The following is a 16,824-nucleotide window of genomic DNA, read 5'->3' as shown; positions in this document are numbered from 1 at the left end:
CATTGGGGTGCTTCGGTGCGAAGAGCGGAGCTTCACTGCTTTGTGCGAGGGGTCGGCGGCGTGGCCGGGTGCGGGTGACGGGGCTGACGCCACGCGCACATCGCCTGGTCGATCTCGGCCTGGTCGAGCCCCGGGTGCGGCAGCTCCGTCGCGCGGCCCGGCTCGGCTCGCAGGCCGTCGAGGATCAGCGCGAGGCAGCGGCGCCACAGGTGCGGCTCCACGGCACTGGTGTACTCGACCGCCGCACCGACCATCTGGTGGATGAGCGGCAGATCGGTGGGCACGACGTCCGCCCGCAGCTGCCCGGACTCCTGCGCGCGCTCCACCAGCCGCGTGATGAGCGGCACCATGCGCGCCTTCACCTCGGCCACGTGCTCGTGCCCGAACGCCTTGGACAGCATGATCTCCCGCAGCCCGCGGTCGGCGGAGTGCAGCTCGACCGTGCGCCACACGAAGCCGACGAAACCGTCCCACGGGTCTTCGGCGCTCAGCGCCTGTTCCGCGAGGTCGGCGATCTCCTGCAGCTGTTCGACGAACATCGCCTCGACCAGGTGTTCCTTGCTGGGGAACCGCCGGTAGACGGTGCCGACGCCCAGGCCGGCGTGGTGCGCGACGTCGTCGAGCGTCGCCTCCAGCCCGCGTTTGCCGAAGACGGCGCGAGCGGATTCGAGGATGCGCCGGCGGTTGAGCTCGGCATCACGCCGCAGCGGCCGCGCCGGTGCGGCGGGAGCAGCGTCCCGTGTCATGGCGTCCAGGTTACCAAAAGAAGTCGAGGCACCATCTCCGGTTCTTGCGTACCTTGGGTCGAGAAATCGGGCGGTATCTACTCCACATAGCGTTGTGATCACTATCCGTGAGGGAAATCCGCATGCCCGACTCGTCGGCCACGGTCGAGCGTCCGGGGGAGGACGCGCCGAGCCACGCCGAAAACCCGCACCACGCCAGACGCTGGGCCATCCTCGTGGTGATCGGCCTGGCCCAGCTGATGGCGGTGCTCGACGCCACATCGGGAACGTCGCGTTGCCGTCGGCCCAGGTCGACCTCGGCTTCTCCGACGACGCCCGCCAGTGGGTCGTCACCGCGTACGCGCTCGCTTTCGGCAGCCCGCTGCTGCTCGGTGGGCGGCTCGCGGACCTGTTCGGCGCAAGAACGCGTTCCTCGTGGGCCTCGCCGGCTTCGCCGCGGTGTCCGCGATCGGCGGCGCGGCGAGCAGCATCGAGATGCTGCTGATCGCCCGCGCGGCACAGGGGTGTGTTCGGCGCGCTGCTCGCGCCGGCCGCGCTTTCCCTGCTCACCACCACGTTCACGGACCCGGCTGTGCGCAGCTACACCACGGCCTTCACCTGGGCCGCGGTCGTCTTTGCGGCCGGCGCCGTGATCGCCGGGCTGCTGCTGCGCCCGGGCGCACCACGCGGCGCGGCCGTGGCTCCGGTGGCCCACTGAATTTTTCTGCCTCGGCTCCGTCGAGGCGGCGACATCGCTTTGAGCGGGTGGCTGGGTTCGCGGCCTGGCCGGCGAGTGCCGGTCTTTTTCAAAACCTGTAACCCGCGCCGTGGCCTGTGGCGACTTACCGGACATGACGGACCCGGCGAAGGTCTTCTTCAGTGATCCCAGCTACGACGGCCAGTTCAAGCGCACGCTCAACGCCGCGGTGGTGCACGCGGCCGACCTCGGCGAGGCGTTCGCGACCGCGCGCGGCCTCGGCAAGCTTTCCGGCGGCGGCTGGTACGACGCGTGGTCGGCCACGGCGGACCGGGCTCGCGTCGCGGCGGACTCCGCGCTGGCCGCGGGCGACCGCGTGAGCGCGCGGCACGCGTTCCTGCGCGCGAGCGAGTACTTCCGCCAGGCGTATTACTTCATTCGGTCCGATGTGGACGATCCACGGCTGCAAACGGCGTACCGCGGTCACGCCGAGGCGTTCGCGGAAGCCGCGAAGCTTCTCGACGACCCCGCCGAAGCGGTGCGGATCCCGTACGAGGACACGACTCTGCACGGCTACTTCTTCACTCCGCACGCCTCCAGCACGCCGCGGCCCACCGTCGTGCTGCCGTGCGGCTACGACTCCACGGCCGAGTCCGGCTGGCTGGACGTGCCCGGCGCCGTCGACCGGGGCTACAACGTGCTCACCTTCGACGGCCCCGGGCAAGGCGAGACGCTCTTCGTCCAGCACCGGTACCTGCGCCACGACTTCGAGAACGTGCTCACCCCCGTACTCGACTGGCTGCTCGACCGGCCCGAGGTCGATCCGGCGCAGGTCGTGCTCGTCGGACGGTCGTTCGCCGGCTACCTCGCGCCGCGCGCCGCGACCGCCGAGCACCGGATCGCCGCGCTCGTGTGCGACCCCGCGCAGCCGGACCTCGGCGCGCGCGTGCCCTCCGGCCCGCGTGCGCTGACCGCCGCGCCCGTCGTGCGGGTGCAGATGCGGCGCAACGCCGACCGCGCGGAGTTCTTCCGCGCCCGGATGGCGGCGCACGGCATCGACTCCGTCCGCGAGTACTTCGCCGAGCTGCGGCGGTTCACGATGCTGGCCGACGCGGCGAACATCACCTGCCCGGCCCTGCTGGTCGAATCGGAACACGACTTCGCGGCCGGCGGTGGACCGCGGCTGCGAGACGCGCTGACCACGCGAGCCCAGGTCGTGCGGCTCACCGCCGCGGAAGGCGTCGACGGCCACTGCGCCGGCCTCGGCCAGCAGGTGTGGACGGGCACCGTCTATCCATGGCTGCGAAAGACGCTCACCGCATCACTTGTCGGCTGAAAATCGTTCCCACGCCGACTGCCGGGTGACCCCCAGCGCCTCGCCGATGCGGGCCCACGCGAAGCCGCGCGAACGCAGCAGGTCCACCTGGGCCTGGATGCGCGCGTCGGCCTGTGCGCTCACCATGGCCATGCGCGGGATGCTCTGCAGGATCTCGTCGTCGGACTTCCGTTCCCACAGCGTGACTTCCGGCGTGGCCGGCTCGTGCTGCCCGCCGAGGATCTCGCCGCACAGGCTCACGCACCCGTCGCAGATGTACACACCGGCGCCGGACAGGGGAGACCTGACAAGGAGGGTCAGTGACGACGGGAACGCAGGGCCTCGATCACGTCGTCGTCCCAGCGGTGGGTGCGGATGAGCCGGTAGCGCTCGGCGGCGACCCAGAGGTAGGCCTCGGCGTCGGTGCGGTCGCCGACCAGGTCGGCTTGGCGCAGCATGCCGGTGACGGGCGTGAACTCCTCGTCGAACCAGCGCTGTGCGAGCTTGGCGCGGTCGGTGAAGCGGCCCTCGTCCTGCATCAACCGGAAGCCCCACGCTTCCACGTGCTCGCCGAGCTGCGCGTAGTCCCACGGGTCCGACATGATCACCGACGCTCGTGCGTGGCCCGTCAGCGGCACGCGTTCGAGGAACAGCCGCCGGTAGTCCTTCACGATCAGGTCGCCGCGATAGCGGATTCCGGTGGGGTCGAGCTTCGTGCGCACCACCGTGACTTGGGCCTCTATTGTGGACAGACCCTGCGCGTGGGCGACGGACGCGCGGTGGTGGCCGTCGATGATGAAGTGCAGCTCGCCCACGCGGTACACCTCGATCGGCGGGATCGCCTCCCCGCGGCGGGCCGCGAGCGCGAGCCGTTCCCAGCGTTCGCGCACGCGTCCGGACGTCGGGCGGAAGCGGCGGTCGAAGTCGCGGCTGCGGTCCACCGTGCCCACGATCGAGTCCAAAGTGATCACTCGCAGCCCGATGCGTGACTCGCCGGCGTAACCGAGCGCGTCGACGACTTCGTGGAACGGCAGCATGATGTTCACGTCGTCGGGCTCGCGGCGCAGCCACGTGGACAGCCGCGAAAGGACCTGGCCGCGGCGGGCGCGCAGGAAGTCGTGTTCGGCGTCGGCGCGCGGGAAACCCGTGGGTCTGGTCATCGCGGGAACTCCATGATCCGGTGGCCCACCACGTTGCGCACACGAGTGGTGCCGACCACGCGGTCGGGCACCGGTTCGCCGTGCGGGTGGATGTGGCCGTGCAGCAGCCAGCGCGGCCGCAGCGTGGCGATCGTGCGGTGCAGGCAGGCGAAACCGCGGTGTGGCGGGTCTTCGCGGTCGCCGAGGTACAGCGGAGGGGAGTGGGTGAGCAGCACGTCGACCCCGCGCCCGTCGCGGCGACGGCGCCACTTCGCGCGCCACTCGAGCCCGCGGGCCCGGCGCGACTGCTGGCGCTGCGTCCACTGGTTCGGGCCGTCGTTGTACCGGATCGAGCCGCCGAGCCCGGCGAACCGGAGACCGGCGACGTCGACCACGCGCCCGTCCGCGTTGATCCCGCCCGCGGGTCCGGGCCATTCGGTCGGGAAACCGTCCTTCATGGACAGCCCGCCGTAGCGGGTGTAGCCGCTCAGGTCGGGATCGTGGTTGCCCGGCACGAACACGCACGGCACGTCGAGCGCGCCGGCGAGGAACTCGAGGTAGTCGTAGGGCAGATCGCCGGCGGCGACCACGAGGTCGACGTCGAGCGAGTGGACCACACCGGTCCACAACCGCTCGTCGACCTCGTCGGCCACCACCAGCGCTTTGGGCATGCGCCCAGGATAAGGCCTGGTGGCGTCACTTCATGCCGTGAGAGAACCCCGGGTTGAGGGTGATCACGGTGACGATGCCGAGGATCCAGACGATCCCGAGGGCCAGGGCCCAGAACTTGAGGTTGGTCAGCAAACGAGGCATGGGGGTGCTCCTGTCGCGCTACCGGGTGAAGGAACGGGGACCGCGTGGCGGCCTAGAGCCAGCCGTTCTTCCGGAATATTCGGTACAGGAGCAGGCAGATCGCGAAGATCACCGTGACCGCGATCGGGTAGCCGAACTTCCAGTGCAGCTCGGGCATGTAGTCGAAGTTCATGCCGTAGATCCCCGCGCCCATCGTGGGCACAGTGATGATCGCGGCCCATGCGGTGATCTTGCGCATGTCCGTGTTCTGCTGCAGCGAGATCTTCGCGACGGTGGCGTCGACCAGGGTGCTCAGCAGCTCGTCGAACGCGGCCACGCGCTCGGACACGGTCACGAGGTGGTCGGCGACGTCGCGGAAGTACGAGCGCACCTCGTCGGGCACCAGCCGCGTGTACCCCTCGGCCAGGCGCGAGACGGGTGTGGCGAGCGGCAGCACGGCGCGGCGCAGCTCCAGCACTTCCCGCTTCATCAGGTAGATCTGCTCGGCGCTCACCAGCGAGCGCGGCGCGAACACCTGCGCCTCGATCTCGTCGATGTCGGACTCGATGCGGCTCGAGACCTCGAGGTAGTGGTCCACCACGTGGTCGGCGATGGCGTGGACCACCGCGGCCGGGCCGAGGCTCAGGCGCTCGTGGTCGTCGTCCAGGTCGCGGCGCAGCCGGGCGAGGCCGGAGTGGTTGCCATGGCGCACGGTGATCACGAAGTCGCGGCCGAGGAACACCATGAGCTCGCCGGTCTCGACGATCTCGTTGGCCGTGGTCGGCGACTCGTGCTCCACGTAGCGGACGGTCTTGAGCACCAGGAAGAGCGTGTCGTCGTAGCGCTCGAGCTTCGGGCGCTGGTGGGCTTCCAGCGCGTCTTCCACGGCCAGCTCGTGGAGCCCGAAAGTGTCGGCGATGCCCTGGATCTGCTCTCCGTCCGGTTCGTGCAGTCCGATCCAGACGAACCCCACGTGCCGCTTGCGCACCTCTTTGATGGCCTCGGAATGCGTCCAGCGGCCGGGCAACCGCGCGCCGTCGACGTACACCGCACAGTCGACGACGTACGCCGACAGGGGCACGGGGATCGGCCGCTCGAGCATCGGCTTGGTGCGGCTGCCGCCGCGGCCGCGAAGGCCTCCGAGGGAGGGGATGGCAGGCATGGGATCTCCTGGGCTGGCGTCGTGGTGGGGCACGAAGACGACGGCCAGGCGGACTTCAGCGTCCGTCCGGCATCACCGGCGTTCCCTGTTCGCCGGACCTACCAGGAGAAAGATCGGCCGGCCGGCTCGGCGGGAACGCTGGGACTACTAGGGAGCGGACTATCGCCACTACTCATGGGGCGTTCCTCACCTCCTTCGGGCCGGCGCGATCGTGAGACGCGGAGAGTGGTGGGGCTCGCGTTGACGCACGAACACCAATGGTCGAGGGTACTCCTCACCACCGGTGAGTGTCGCAAGTGGCTCAGGCGGCGTTACCCCGGCACGGAGTTGTTCGAGGAGGAGCTCGGGTGGCCATCGCCCTGGAAGAGATCAAGCAGCGGTTGCGCACGTTCGCCGAGGTCGAGGCGCGCGGCGTCTCGCCGCTGTACGACCACCTCGCCACGCAGGCGGCCGAGGACGACGACGTCGCCGGCCTGCTCACCGACGCCCGCGGCGGCGAGGCTCGCGGCACCCTGCTGCTGGCCGCGGCCCACCGCCTCATCCAGGCCGACCCGATCCACCCGCTCTCGCGCTACTACCCGTCACTGGGTGGTTTCGACGGCGTGGACAACGAGACCTGGCCGCTGTTTCGCACCTTCCTGCTCGAACGCGCGGACAAGGCCCGCGAACTGATTTCGACCCGCTACACCCAGACCAACGAGGTCCGCCGCGCGTCGCTCGTCTACCCCGCGGTCGCGGCGGCGGCGAAGGAAGCGGGCGGCAAGATCGCCCTGCTCGAGGTGGGCTGCAGCGCGGGTTTGCTGCTCGGTCTCGACCGCTTCTCCTACCGCTACCAGTGCGACGGCGGTGAACAGCTCGTCGCCGGCCCTGCCAAGGCCGCCGTCGGCCTGCACTGCGCCCTGGACCTCGCGCCCGGCGCCGTGCTGCCGAAGCTGCCGAAGAAGGTTTCCATCGCCGCGCGCGCCGGTCTGGACCGTGCGCCCGTCGACCTCGCCGACGAGGACGAGCTGGCCTGGCTGGAGGCCTGCGTCTGGGCCGACCAGCCGGACCGCATCCGCCTGCTGCGCACGGCCGCCGCGGAACAACGCAAGCACGTCCCGCCCCTGATCGCCGGCGATGGGGTGGACGACCTGGCCGCCGCCGCGGCGACGTTGCCGGCAGAACTGCCGCTGGTGGTCCTGACCAGCCACGCGCTGGCCTACTTCGGCGACCGCCGGGCCGACTTCGTGGACGCGCTGGCGTCGCTGGCGGCTTCGCGTCCGCTGTGGTGGGTCACGCAGGGCTTCTACGCAGCGGGCCTCGAGCTGCTGCTGCCCGACCGCACCGACCTGGACGCCCTGGCGCCGGACTCGTCGGACGCCGGTGTACTCGGTTTGGTCACGTGGTCCGAGGGAAATCCGGTCGTCCGCACGTTGGCCCGGACGTCGCCGCACGGCCAGCGCATGACCTGGCTGCCGGCCTGACGGCTCGCGCAGGTGCACCATTGCACGCTGTGTCACCGGTGTCACATTCACCCCATCAGTCACATCCGGCGGACCGCCCGCCCGTGCGTCGTCACATGCAGATGCATTGACAGGGAATTGCGCAACCCGCATTTCCCGTGCTCATCCGACGGTCGGTGTGGGGCTGACACCATTCACCGGCGTACGAAAACCACGAACATTCGCGCAAGCAATCGCCGTGCCGCGGAATTGCACCGACTGACTCAGGCCCGCGGCAGCGCACCCCAGTCACGTAGCGTGATGAAGAGCAAGTCCACGAGCAGGCCTGAGGTGTCCAGTTCCACCAGTTCGGCCGAGTCGACCCAGCGCGCGTCGTCCGCGTCGTCGCCGGCGGTGAGGGTTCCGGTCGCGACGGTGCACTCGTAGTCCCGGATGTCGTAGGGGCCGCGGGCGACCATGCCCACGAATGTGTGCGGTGTCACGTCGAGTCCGGTCTCTTCGCGCAGCTCGCGGACGACGGCTTCGGTGTCCGTTTCGCCCCGTTCGACGCGGCCGCCGGGCAACGACCAGAGGCCTTTGCCCGGATCGTGACCGCGCCGGATGAGCAGCAGTCTGCCCAGGTCGTCGAAGACGATGCCGCCCACGCAGGGCACTCGGGTGTCCATGAGGGTCAACTCTAGATCGGTCACGCTGTACACGGAGAGTAGCCATACGGTACACTTCGGACGGCCTGCTGACCCATGCGCGGGACTTTCCTGCCACGTGGGTGGTTGGTGCGGTACAACGTAGAAAGTCAGTTTTCCGGTGCCACGTTTAGAGACGGGATTGATCGCTGTGAACGCGAAGAAGCTTGCGGGTCTCGTGGGTATCGCGTTGGTGCTGTTCTTCGTGATCGCTCAGCCGAACCAGGCGGCGGGTCTCGTCGGCAACATCGTCGAATTCCTCCGTAGCTCGGCCGAATCGGTGGTCTCGTTCGTCAGCAACGTCTTCAACGGCTGACGGGGGGATAACCTCGAGACATGTTCGCGCCACGCGACCCCGACGAGTACCTGCTCGACACCGAGCGGCGGGTCATCCGCATCCGCCGCCACTGGGCAGTGCTGCTCTGGGACACGTTCGAGGCGGCGGCTCTGCTCGCCGTCTGCGTGCTGGTCTCGTACCTGCTGCCACCGTCGTTGTGGGTGGTGCAGAACATCCTCTGGTACGTCGCGCTGCTGGTCGTGCTGCGGTTCGCCTACGCGGTGGTCCAGTGGTGGGTCGAGCGCCTCGTCGTCACGGACAAACGGTTCGTGCTGACCAAGGGCGTCATCACCACGAAGGTGCTGATGATGCCCATCACGAAGGTCACCGACCTCACGTACGAGCGGCCCGGCTGGGGCCGGGTGCTCGGTTACGGGACGATGGTCGTCGAGTCCGCCGGGCAGATCCAGGCGCTGAACCGCATCGACTACCTGCCGCGGCCCGAGGAGTTCTACGACACGATCTCGGAGCTCGTGTTCGGCGACAAGCAGAAGCAGGCCGAGCGCTTTTCCATGATCAAGGCGCAGCGTGCGGCGAGGGGCAAGAAGCCCGTCGGCTGACCGCCGGGCGTTGTCCCAGGTACCGGCGGCGCTGTGATGCAGCGCATCGTCGAGAATGGTCACGATGCGCATCGACCTGCACGCCCACTCCACGGCCTCAGACGGCACTGACAGCCCTTCCGGGCTCATTGACGCCGCCGTCCGGGCCGGCCTCGACGTGGTCGCGATCACTGATCACGACACCACCGCCGGCTGGGCGCCGGCGGCGGAGGCCGTTCCGCCCGGGCTGACCCTCGTCCCCGGAGCCGAGCTGTCCACCGTGTCCGTCGACCCGGAAACGGGCCGGCGGATCAGCGTGCACCTGCTCGCGTACCTCTTCGACCCGACCGCGCCCGCGCTCGTCGCCGAGCAGACACGCCTGCGGGCCGAGCGCCGCACGCGGCTGCGCGCGATGGCAGCCCGCATGGCCGCCGACGGCCTCCCGATCGACGCCGACGAGATCATGGGCCTGCTGCCCGCCGACTCGCCGGCCGGTCGCCCCCACCTCGCGCAGGCGCTCGTGCGCGCCGGGCTGGTGTCGAGCGTCGACGAGGCCTTCGCCGAGTACCTCGGCAGCCGCCGCGGTTACTACGTGCCGCGCCACGACACCCCCGTCGAAGAGGCGATCGACATGATCGTCGCCGCGGGCGGCGTCACGGTGATCGCGCACCCCTTCGCCTCCAGCCGCGGCGCGACGATCAGCGAGGACACCCTGCGAGACCTCGCCCGCCGCGGGTTGACCGGCATCGAGGTGGACCACCCCAACCACGAGCCGGCCACGCGTCTCCGCACCCGTGAGCTCGCCGACGAGCTGGGGCTCATCCGCACGGGGTCGAGCGACTATCACGGCACGAACAAGACGATCGGCCTCGGCCAGGAGACGACCGACCCCGGTCAGTTCGAGCAGCTCGTCGCGCGCGCCACCGGATCGCAGATCGTGAAGGGCTGAGATGGGCGTCGCGCAGTTCTTCGACGCGAAGCTTTTCCTCAGCGCCACCATCACGCTCATCGTGATCATGGACCCGCCCGGCACGGTGCCGGTGTTCCTGAGCCTCGTCGGCCGCAAGCCGATGGCCACGCGGGTGAAGGCGGCGCGCCAGGCCGTGCTGGTGTCGCTGCTGGTCATCACCCTGTTCGCCGTGGCCGGTCAGGCGATCCTCGCGTACCTCGGCATCGGCATCCCCGCGCTGCAGGGCGCCGGTGGACTGCTGCTCCTGCTCATCGCGCTGCAGCTGCTCACGGGCAAGGGCGGCAACGAACCCGAGGCGGCCGACGACGTCAACGTCGCCCTCGTGCCCCTCGGTACGCCGCTGCTCGCCGGCCCGGGCGCCATCGCGGCGACGATCGTGTTCGTCCGTCAGGCCGACGGCCACCTCGGCGCTTACATCGCGCTGGGATGCGCGATCGTCGCCGTGCACTTCGTGATCTACACGTGCATGCGCTTCTCGGGCGTGGTCATCCGGCTGATCAAGGAAAGCGGCATCACGCTCGTCGCGAAGATCGCGGGTCTGCTGCTGGCGGCGATCGCCGTCGAGCTGGTGGCGAACTCCGTGAAGGGCTTCATCGCCGGGAACTTCTGACCAACCGAGGTTTTTGGGCTCGGCCGGCAAGTCACTCGCCGAAGCGCGCACTTGGGCGAGGAGCGCCGGCAGCTGGTCTTGTTTCGGGCTCGGTGAGGTTCGCCGTGAGCTACAGCCGAACGAGGCGGTGTCCTTGTCGTCGCGGCGGCGGGTGAGCAGCGCGGCAGCGGTCATGCGGGTGGCCATCTTGACCATGGTGGGCTTGGTGGCGGGCCCTTGGGCGCCGATCTCGCCCGGGGTGGCTCTGTCGGTGGCCCAGAGCGCGGCGAGGAGCACGTTTTGGCGTTCGCGCAGGCCGTGGTCGCGCACCGCCGAGTAGGAGTGCGCGCGGACCGCCTGGTCGCCGGAGCCACCGGGAACATCGGCCGTGATCTCGTCCGCGAGCTGGTGGGGAGCTGACGCCCGGGCTGGGCGCTTCCGGTGTGGCCAACGCTCTCGCGGCGGCACCCGAGGCCGGCGTGCGGCACCTCGTGCACTTGTCGTCGAGCAACGTTCACGATCCTGCGCCGGGCGAGTTCATGCTGAACGCGTTGGAGCGGCGGGAATCCACGCGCGGGCTACGTGCTGGACGGCGGCGAGCTGATGACGGTGGCGGTTCTGTCCAGGGCGTTGGGGCGCTCGATCGAAGTGCGGGAGCCTGCTTCGCCGAGAGAGATCGTGCGGTCGCGTCTCCCCGCGGGCGCGCCGACGGCGCTCGCCGAGGCGTTGCTGGAGATCGCCGCGCTGATGCGCGTCGACGTCAAAGGTTCGCGCACCGACACGGTTTCGCGGCTGCTGGGGCGTGAGCCGCGGACGTTCGCCGCGTGGTGCGCGCGCAATGCGGTGGCGTTCGGTTGAGCGCCGCCCCCGCGCCGGAAAGTGTCGGTGGTGGTGCGTAGCGTGGACGCCGGAACCGAACGGGGGTCGAGTGAAGGAACAGCTGGGGTTCGATTTCGGCGTCGAGCAGCCGCAGCGGCTCACGAAGGTGTCGCCGGCGCGGCTGAGCACGTTCGAGGACTGCCCGCGCCGTTACCGCCTGAGTTACCTGCAACGGCCCACGCCGCAACGCACCGGCCCGTGGGCGCACAGCACGCTGGGCGCGGTGGTGCACAACGCGTTGCGGGCGTTGTTCGACCTGCCCGCCGCCAAGCGGACCGCACAGCGCGCGATGGCGCTCGTGGGCGAGTACTGGAAGGGCGCCGGGTTCGAGGACGCCGAGCAGGCCGCGCGCTACCGGGCGCGGGCCAAGGGCTGGGTCGGGGAGTACGTGGAGGACCACGATGTCACCGAGGACCCGATCGGCCTCGAGCGCTGGGTGTCCGCGCCGGTCAGCACCACCGGCGGGCAGCCCACGATGATCATCGAGGGCCGCGCCGACCGCATCGATCAGCGCGGCGGCGAACTGGTGATCGTGGACTACAAGACCGGCCGGCGCGCGCCTGACGAGTACGAGGCCCGCGCTTCGCAGGCATTGGCCATGTACGCGGTGGCTTCGTCGCGCACACTTCGCATGCCCTGCACCAAGGTCGAGCTGCACCATCTCCCCACCGGCACGATCGCCGCGGCCGAGCACACCCCCGACTCGCTTCGCCGCCACCTCCAACGCGCCGAGGAAACCGCGGGCGACTTACGCCTGGCCACGGATACCCTCGACGCGGGCGCCGACGGCGACACCCTGTTCCCCGCCCGCCCCGACCGCCGCTGCTCCTGGTGCGACTTCCGCCCGAGCTGCGCGGAAGGCCGGCAGGCCGCGCCCGCGTCCCAGCCGTGGGACCTCCTGGCGCCTTGACCCCCTCCCTTCGAGCCGACGATTGGACGGACCCCCACCGTGGCCTCACCCGACACCGAGGAACTGACGACCGGCCCCCTGGCCGCGGCGGACGTCGCCGCTGGTGCTGCACGTGGCGCCGGTGTGTCGCACGCCGCCCACGCCGCCGCGACCGAGGCTGACGGGCACGATGAGCCGTCGGAACCTGTTTCGGAAGCGGTGGTCGCCGAGCCGCCGGCCGTGGACGCCGAGCCGGACCCGGCCACGGCGACGCGCGCGGCCGAGCACGTGCCTGTCGCGGCGCCGCAGCGGATCGAGGCCGCGGGAACGGGGAAGCCACGCGGACGGTGGTGGCGCGGGTTCACCGGGTCGATCGCCGCGGGGCTGGCCGTGTTGGCCGTGGGCGTACTGGGTGTCGCCGCGGTCTGCCTCGTCACCGGGGCGCCCGGACCGAGCGTGCTGCTGCTGGTGGGGCACCCCGTCACCGCGGTGGTCGCGCTGGTGCTCCAGCGGGTCGCGGATCGGCGCTCCGGCCGCGCCGCCGGCCTGGCGGGCCTCGGAGTGCTGGTGGTCGCCTTCGGGGCGCTCACGGTGTTCTGGTGGGCCTGACGCTCAGTGCTGTCTGACGACGAAGCGGCGGAGCTGTACGACGTCCTCAACCACTGGGGCGACTTCCCCGCGGATCACTTCTACGACGCCCTCGTCGAGAGGGCGCAGAACGTCCTCGACGTCGGGTGCGGCACCGGCGGCATGCTGCACCACGCTCGCGACCGAGGCCACCGAGGTCGGCTCGTCGGCGTCGATCCCGACCGCGCGGCGCTCGCCCGGGCCAGGCGGCGCACGGACGTCGAGTGGTGGGAAGGAACCGCCGCCGCGCTCAGCTCGGCTGCCGAGTTCGACCTCGTCACGATGACCGGCCACGCGTTCCAGTGCCTCACCGCCGACGACGACCTGCGCGACTCCCTCGCCGCCATCCGTCGCGCGTTACGGCCCGGCGGGCGGTTCGCGTTCGAGACGCGCCACCCACGGGCAAAGGCTTGGGAGGACTGGACTCCCGCTCATCCCGTCACCGTCTCGCGGCCGCGTCGGTTGCGCCTGTGGCACGAGGTCGAGTCGGTCGTCGGTGATGTCGTCAGCTTCAGCGAGATCGCCGCCGATCCCGAGGGCACCGTGCTGCGCGTCGACCGCGCGTCGCTGAGGTTCCTCGGTCCGGCCGAGCTGGACGAGTTCCTCACCGCGGCGGGATTCGCCGTCGAGGAGCGGTTCGGGGACTGGGAGCGCGGCCCCCTGACGGAGCGGAGCCGCGAGATCGTCACCATCGCTAGCGCAGCGCAGCTACCACCGGACCGCGCTGCTCAAGCAGCACCGGCCCCAAAGCCGTAAGCCGCACGACTCCGCGGTACCCGCCGCGGTCGACGCCGACCGTGCGGATTGTGGAGCCGTTGGATTCGTTGAGCACGGCCAGGCCGCCGTTGATGGGGACGACGAGCTGGCGCGCGAAGGTGATGCCGGGGCCGCGAGTGCTGTCGAGGGTCCAGCGCGCGGTGAGGTCGTCGCGGGACAGGGCGACGGTCTTGGTGCCCGTGAACCAGTACACGCCGCTGTCGGTGCGGGTGGTCTGTTCGACGCCGCCCGCGGGGTCACCGGCCAGATCACTGGCCGGCAGGTTCATCGGGTACGCGGAGCGCTCGTTGCCGTCCGGGCCGTAGATGACCAGGAGCTTCTGGTCGGGCAGCAGCACGGCCGTGAAGTCGCCCGACATGGCGATCACGCGAGCGCGCGAGCCGGCCAGGATGGTGCTGAAGAGGACCTGCGGCTCGTCCTCGTGTTCGGCCGTGGCCTTGTAGACGGTGAGGCGGTCGTGGGGGTCGCCAGGGCAGCGCTCGATCACGCCGACCTTCTCGGCAGCCGCGGCGACCGTGCCGTAGGTGCAACCCGTGCGGGGCTGTTTGTTCGGGTTGACCATGAACGGGACCTGGCCGTACTCCATGCTCTTCACGAGGTCGTCGCGCCAGGTGTCGAGCAGGTGCTTGCCGGTGGTGGTCACGTGGCTGCCGTCGCTGACGAGCTGGGTGCCGAGCTCCGCGTCGCCGTTGCGCTGGGCCGTGATCTGGCCCGTGGTGGCGTCGAGCTGCGTGACCTCGCTGCAGCCCATTGCCTTGTGGTACACGGCGTTCACGCGGCCCCACGCGGTGTCCACAGTGCACAGTTGCAGGTTCTCGCGCGTGTAGTGCCAGCGGATCTGCCCGGTGAGCGGGTCGCGGCCCGCGATCTCGCCGCCGTCGGCGGTGGTCACGGTGTCGCCCTCGCCGATCGGCACGGGCGTGGCCGAGCTGGGCGCCTGCCACAGTTGCGCCATCGAACCCGGCACGGCCGCAGGCGCCGGCGGCAACGTCGGCGGCGTCGACGCAAGCGCCCGGCTCGTGTGCAGGTTGTCGCTGTTCAACGCGACAACCAGCGCCACGATCACCACGACCACGGCGATCAACGCCGCGATCACGCGGTCCCGCCCGCGGTTCCACGGCGACCGCCGCACGCGAACGGGAGGCCCCGTCACAGTGCTCGCAGAGCCCGGCGACGGGGGCAGCACGTCTTCAGTGCCGATGGGGCGGTGCGAAACCACCCCGGAGTCCGAAGGCGGTACAAAAGCCGGAACGTCCGGTTCAGACTGGCCCGGTGCGCCGTCCTCGTGGTCGCTCACGTACCTGACTCCCGCCGTCGGCTCCGCTGGTCCCCTCAGTCTGCCGACGCAGGTGTATCAGACGTCGCGGAGGGGCGGCGACGACGGCGCCGACGTGCCGGACGCTCACCCGTTTCTCCGGTTTCTCCCGAAGCCGAGGCCGAAGCGGTGGCCGCACCGGCGGGACCGGTCGACTCCCCGCCACCGCCACCACGGGTGCGGCGACGCGAGCGTGTGCGCTCGTCACCCGAACCCGAACCCGAACCCGAACCCGACGCAGCGGAGTCGGAGGAAGCAGCAGCGTCCGCCTTCTCGACCGCCTCGGCCGCCTTCGCGCCACCGCGGGTGCGCTTGCGCGGAGCCCGCGTGCGCTTGCGCGGCGCGGCCTCCTCGTCACCGGCGCCCCGGCCACCACGGCCACGGCGCTTGCCGCCCAGGTCCTCTTCCTCCTCGGCGGCGAGCCCGGCGCGGGTCCGCTTCGCGAGCGGGAGCCGGCCGGTGGTGCCCTCCGGGATGCCGTGGTCGCTGAACAGGTGCGGCGACGACGAGTACGTCTCCACCGGCTCCGGCTTGTCCAGACCCAGCGTGTCGGAGATCAGCTTCCAGCGGGGGATCTCATCCCAGTCGACGAGCGTGACCGCGACACCCGTGCGCCCCGCGCGGCCGGTGCGGCCGATGCGGTGGACGTAGGTCTTCTCGTCCTCGGGGCACTGGTAGTTGATGACGTGGGTGACGTCGTCGATGTCGATGCCGCGCGCGGCGACGTCGGTGGCCACCAGCACGTCGACCTTGCCCGAGCGGAACGCGCGCAGCGCCTGCTCGCGGGCGCCCTGGCCCAGGTCGCCGTGGACGGCGGCCGCGGCGAACCCGCGCTCCACCAGGTCGTCGGCCACCTTCTGCGCGGTGCGCTTGGTGCGGCTGAAGATCATGGTGAGCCCGCGGCCCTCGGCCTGCAGGATGCGGGCGATGACCTCGGGCTTGTCCATCGAGTGCGCCCGGTAGACGAACTGGGTGGTGCGCTCGTGGATCGCGCTCGCGTCGTTCTCTTCGGCGCGGATGTGCGTGGGCTGGCGCAGGAACGTGCGCGCCAGCGTGATGATCGGGCCCGGCATCGTGGCGGAGAACAGCATCGTCTGCCGCTCGTCCGGCACCATCCGCAGGATGCGCTCGATGTCGGGCAGGAAGCCCAGGTCGAGCATCTCGTCCGCCTCGTCGAGCACGAGCCCGCGGACCTTGCCCAGCACCAGGTGCTGCTGCTCGGCCAGGTCGAGCAGGCGGCCCGGGGTGCCGATCACGACGTCGACGCCCTTGCGCAGGGCCTCGATCTGCGGCTCGTACGGACGGCCGCCGTAGATCGCCAGCGTGCGGATGCCGAGGTGCTTGCCGGCGCCCTTGAGGTCGTTGGCGACCTGGATGCACAGCTCGCGGGTCGGGACCACGACGAGCACCTGCGGGGTACCGTCGCCGGGCACCTGCACGCGGTGCAGCAGCGGGACGCCGAAGCCCAGCGTCTTGCCCATGCCGGTGCGGGCCTGGCCGATGAGATCGTCGCCCGCCATGGCCAGCGGGAGCGTGAGCGCCTGGATGGCGAACGTGCGCTCGATGCCGGCCTCGCTCAGCGCCTTCACGATCTCCGGCTTCACGCCGAAGGACGCGAACGTCGGTGCCTCCGGCTCGACCTCGACGCCCGCCTGAAGCGGATGAGAGGTGTCGAGCGCGGCCGGGCCGGACTCGCTGTGCTCCAGCGCGACCGCGGGGGTGGTGGTTTCTTCGGTTGTGGACTGTTCTGCGGTCAGGGTGATCGCCTCTCTCGTGACCAGCGCGCACAGGCCGGTTGTCACTCGACACTCGACCGGGGGTCTGACGGGCACCGGAGTCTCACTCGGCGCCGCAGCCGCCCTCCCGGGAATGCCGCTGGAGGCGTGCACGCACAATTGCGGCGAACCCCGGCAGCCCTGGTGGCGCCGGTCGCCCGCCTGTTTCCCG

General features: G+C 70.6%; 18 protein-coding genes and 1 pseudogene. 11 read left to right on the top strand and 8 right to left on the bottom strand.

Annotated elements, in window-relative coordinates; genetic code table 11:
- Window positions 1-32 precede the first annotated feature (32 nt).
- Window positions 33-746: a TetR/AcrR family transcriptional regulator gene (locus tag AB0F91_RS30445; protein WP_360602976.1), complete on the bottom strand. Its 714-nt coding sequence runs from the start codon at window positions 744-746 to the stop codon at window positions 33-35.
- 122 nt (window positions 747-868) lie between these two features.
- Between AB0F91_RS30445 and AB0F91_RS30440 the strand changes: the two are divergent.
- Window positions 869-1,314: pseudogene (locus tag AB0F91_RS30440) on the top strand (MFS transporter); the annotation flags it as partial.
- A gap of 262 nt (window positions 1,315-1,576) precedes the next feature.
- Window positions 1,577-2,758: an alpha/beta fold hydrolase gene (locus AB0F91_RS30435; RefSeq protein ID WP_360602974.1), complete on the top strand. Its 1,182-nt coding sequence runs from the start codon at window positions 1,577-1,579 to the stop codon at window positions 2,756-2,758.
- Here the strand turns inward: AB0F91_RS30435 and AB0F91_RS30430 are convergent.
- The 4 genes from AB0F91_RS30430 to corA all read right to left on the bottom strand — a co-directional run bounded on the left by AB0F91_RS30430 (window position 2,744) and on the right by corA (window position 5,830).
- The gene (locus AB0F91_RS30430; RefSeq protein ID WP_360602972.1) at window positions 2,744-2,998 is read right to left on the bottom strand and encodes a hypothetical protein; all 255 of its coding nucleotides are present in this window, start codon (window positions 2,996-2,998) and stop codon (window positions 2,744-2,746) included. The genes AB0F91_RS30435 and AB0F91_RS30430 overlap by 15 nt on opposite strands.
- 56 nt (window positions 2,999-3,054) lie before the next feature.
- Entirely contained in the window at window positions 3,055-3,897 is an 843-nt protein-coding gene (locus AB0F91_RS30425; RefSeq protein ID WP_360602970.1) for a chromosome partitioning protein ParB, read from the bottom strand.
- Entirely contained in the window at window positions 3,894-4,547 is a 654-nt protein-coding gene (locus AB0F91_RS30420; protein ID WP_360602968.1) for a metallophosphoesterase, read from the bottom strand. Before AB0F91_RS30420 ends, AB0F91_RS30425 begins: the two co-directional genes overlap by 4 nt.
- A 194-nt stretch (window positions 4,548-4,741) precedes the next feature.
- Complete coding sequence (gene corA / locus AB0F91_RS30415; protein ID WP_360602966.1) at window positions 4,742-5,830, bottom strand: magnesium/cobalt transporter CorA; 1,089 nt, start codon at window positions 5,828-5,830, stop codon at window positions 4,742-4,744.
- A gap of 347 nt (window positions 5,831-6,177) precedes the next feature.
- Between corA and AB0F91_RS30410 the strand changes: the two genes are divergently transcribed.
- Complete coding sequence (locus tag AB0F91_RS30410; protein ID WP_360602964.1) at window positions 6,178-7,293, top strand: DUF2332 domain-containing protein; 1,116 nt, start codon at window positions 6,178-6,180, stop codon at window positions 7,291-7,293.
- 242 nt (window positions 7,294-7,535) lie between these two features.
- Here the strand turns inward: AB0F91_RS30410 and AB0F91_RS30405 are convergent, their stop codons facing one another.
- On the bottom strand, window positions 7,536-7,937 hold the full coding sequence (locus AB0F91_RS30405; RefSeq protein ID WP_360602962.1) for an NUDIX domain-containing protein: 402 nt from the start codon (window positions 7,935-7,937) through the stop codon (window positions 7,536-7,538).
- Between the two features lie 169 nt (window positions 7,938-8,106).
- Between AB0F91_RS30405 and AB0F91_RS30400 the strand changes: the two genes are divergently transcribed.
- The 8 genes from AB0F91_RS30400 to AB0F91_RS30365 all read left to right on the top strand — a co-directional run bounded on the left by AB0F91_RS30400 (window position 8,107) and on the right by AB0F91_RS30365 (window position 13,541).
- A complete protein-coding gene (locus tag AB0F91_RS30400; protein ID WP_204091374.1) occupies window positions 8,107-8,271 on the top strand; it encodes a hypothetical protein in 165 nt (54 codons plus the stop codon).
- A 20-nt stretch (window positions 8,272-8,291) separates the two neighbouring features.
- Window positions 8,292-8,852 (top strand): PH domain-containing protein, encoded by a 561-nt coding sequence (locus AB0F91_RS30395; RefSeq protein ID WP_220246440.1) that lies wholly within the window; start codon window positions 8,292-8,294, stop codon window positions 8,850-8,852.
- 55 nt (window positions 8,853-8,907) lie between these two features.
- Complete coding sequence (locus AB0F91_RS30390) at window positions 8,908-9,780, top strand: PHP domain-containing protein (RefSeq protein ID WP_360602960.1); 873 nt, start codon at window positions 8,908-8,910, stop codon at window positions 9,778-9,780.
- A gap of 1 nt (window position 9,781) precedes the next feature.
- On the top strand, window positions 9,782-10,411 hold the full coding sequence (locus tag AB0F91_RS30385; protein WP_360602958.1) for a MarC family protein: 630 nt from the start codon (window positions 9,782-9,784) through the stop codon (window positions 10,409-10,411).
- 582 nt (window positions 10,412-10,993) lie between these two features.
- Entirely contained in the window at window positions 10,994-11,248 is a 255-nt protein-coding gene (locus tag AB0F91_RS30380; protein ID WP_360602956.1) for a hypothetical protein, read from the top strand.
- A gap of 70 nt (window positions 11,249-11,318) precedes the next feature.
- A complete protein-coding gene (locus AB0F91_RS30375) occupies window positions 11,319-12,179 on the top strand; it encodes a PD-(D/E)XK nuclease family protein (RefSeq protein WP_360602954.1) in 861 nt (286 codons plus the stop codon).
- Between the two features lie 39 nt (window positions 12,180-12,218).
- Window positions 12,219-12,767, top strand: coding sequence for a hypothetical protein (locus AB0F91_RS30370; RefSeq protein WP_360602952.1), 549 nt, complete (start codon window positions 12,219-12,221; stop codon window positions 12,765-12,767).
- Between the two features lie 6 nt (window positions 12,768-12,773).
- On the top strand, window positions 12,774-13,541 hold the full coding sequence (locus tag AB0F91_RS30365; protein WP_360602950.1) for a class I SAM-dependent methyltransferase: 768 nt from the start codon (window positions 12,774-12,776) through the stop codon (window positions 13,539-13,541).
- On the opposite strand, the gene AB0F91_RS30360 is transcribed toward AB0F91_RS30365, so the two are convergent.
- A complete protein-coding gene (locus tag AB0F91_RS30360; RefSeq protein WP_360602948.1) occupies window positions 13,480-14,859 on the bottom strand; it encodes a hypothetical protein in 1,380 nt (459 codons plus the stop codon). The genes AB0F91_RS30365 and AB0F91_RS30360 overlap by 62 nt on opposite strands.
- Before the next feature lie 35 nt (window positions 14,860-14,894).
- On the bottom strand, window positions 14,895-16,679 hold the full coding sequence (locus AB0F91_RS30355; RefSeq protein WP_360602946.1) for a DEAD/DEAH box helicase: 1,785 nt from the start codon (window positions 16,677-16,679) through the stop codon (window positions 14,895-14,897).
- Window positions 16,680-16,824: the final 145 nt, after the last annotated feature.

Origin of the sequence: Amycolatopsis sp. NPDC023774 (assembly GCF_040639695.1) — a bacterium.
Classification (GTDB): Bacteria; Actinomycetota; Actinomycetes; order Mycobacteriales; family Pseudonocardiaceae; genus Amycolatopsis.
The sequence above is the reverse complement of the archived record's forward strand: the minus strand, read 5'-3'. Positions and strand labels throughout refer to the sequence as shown.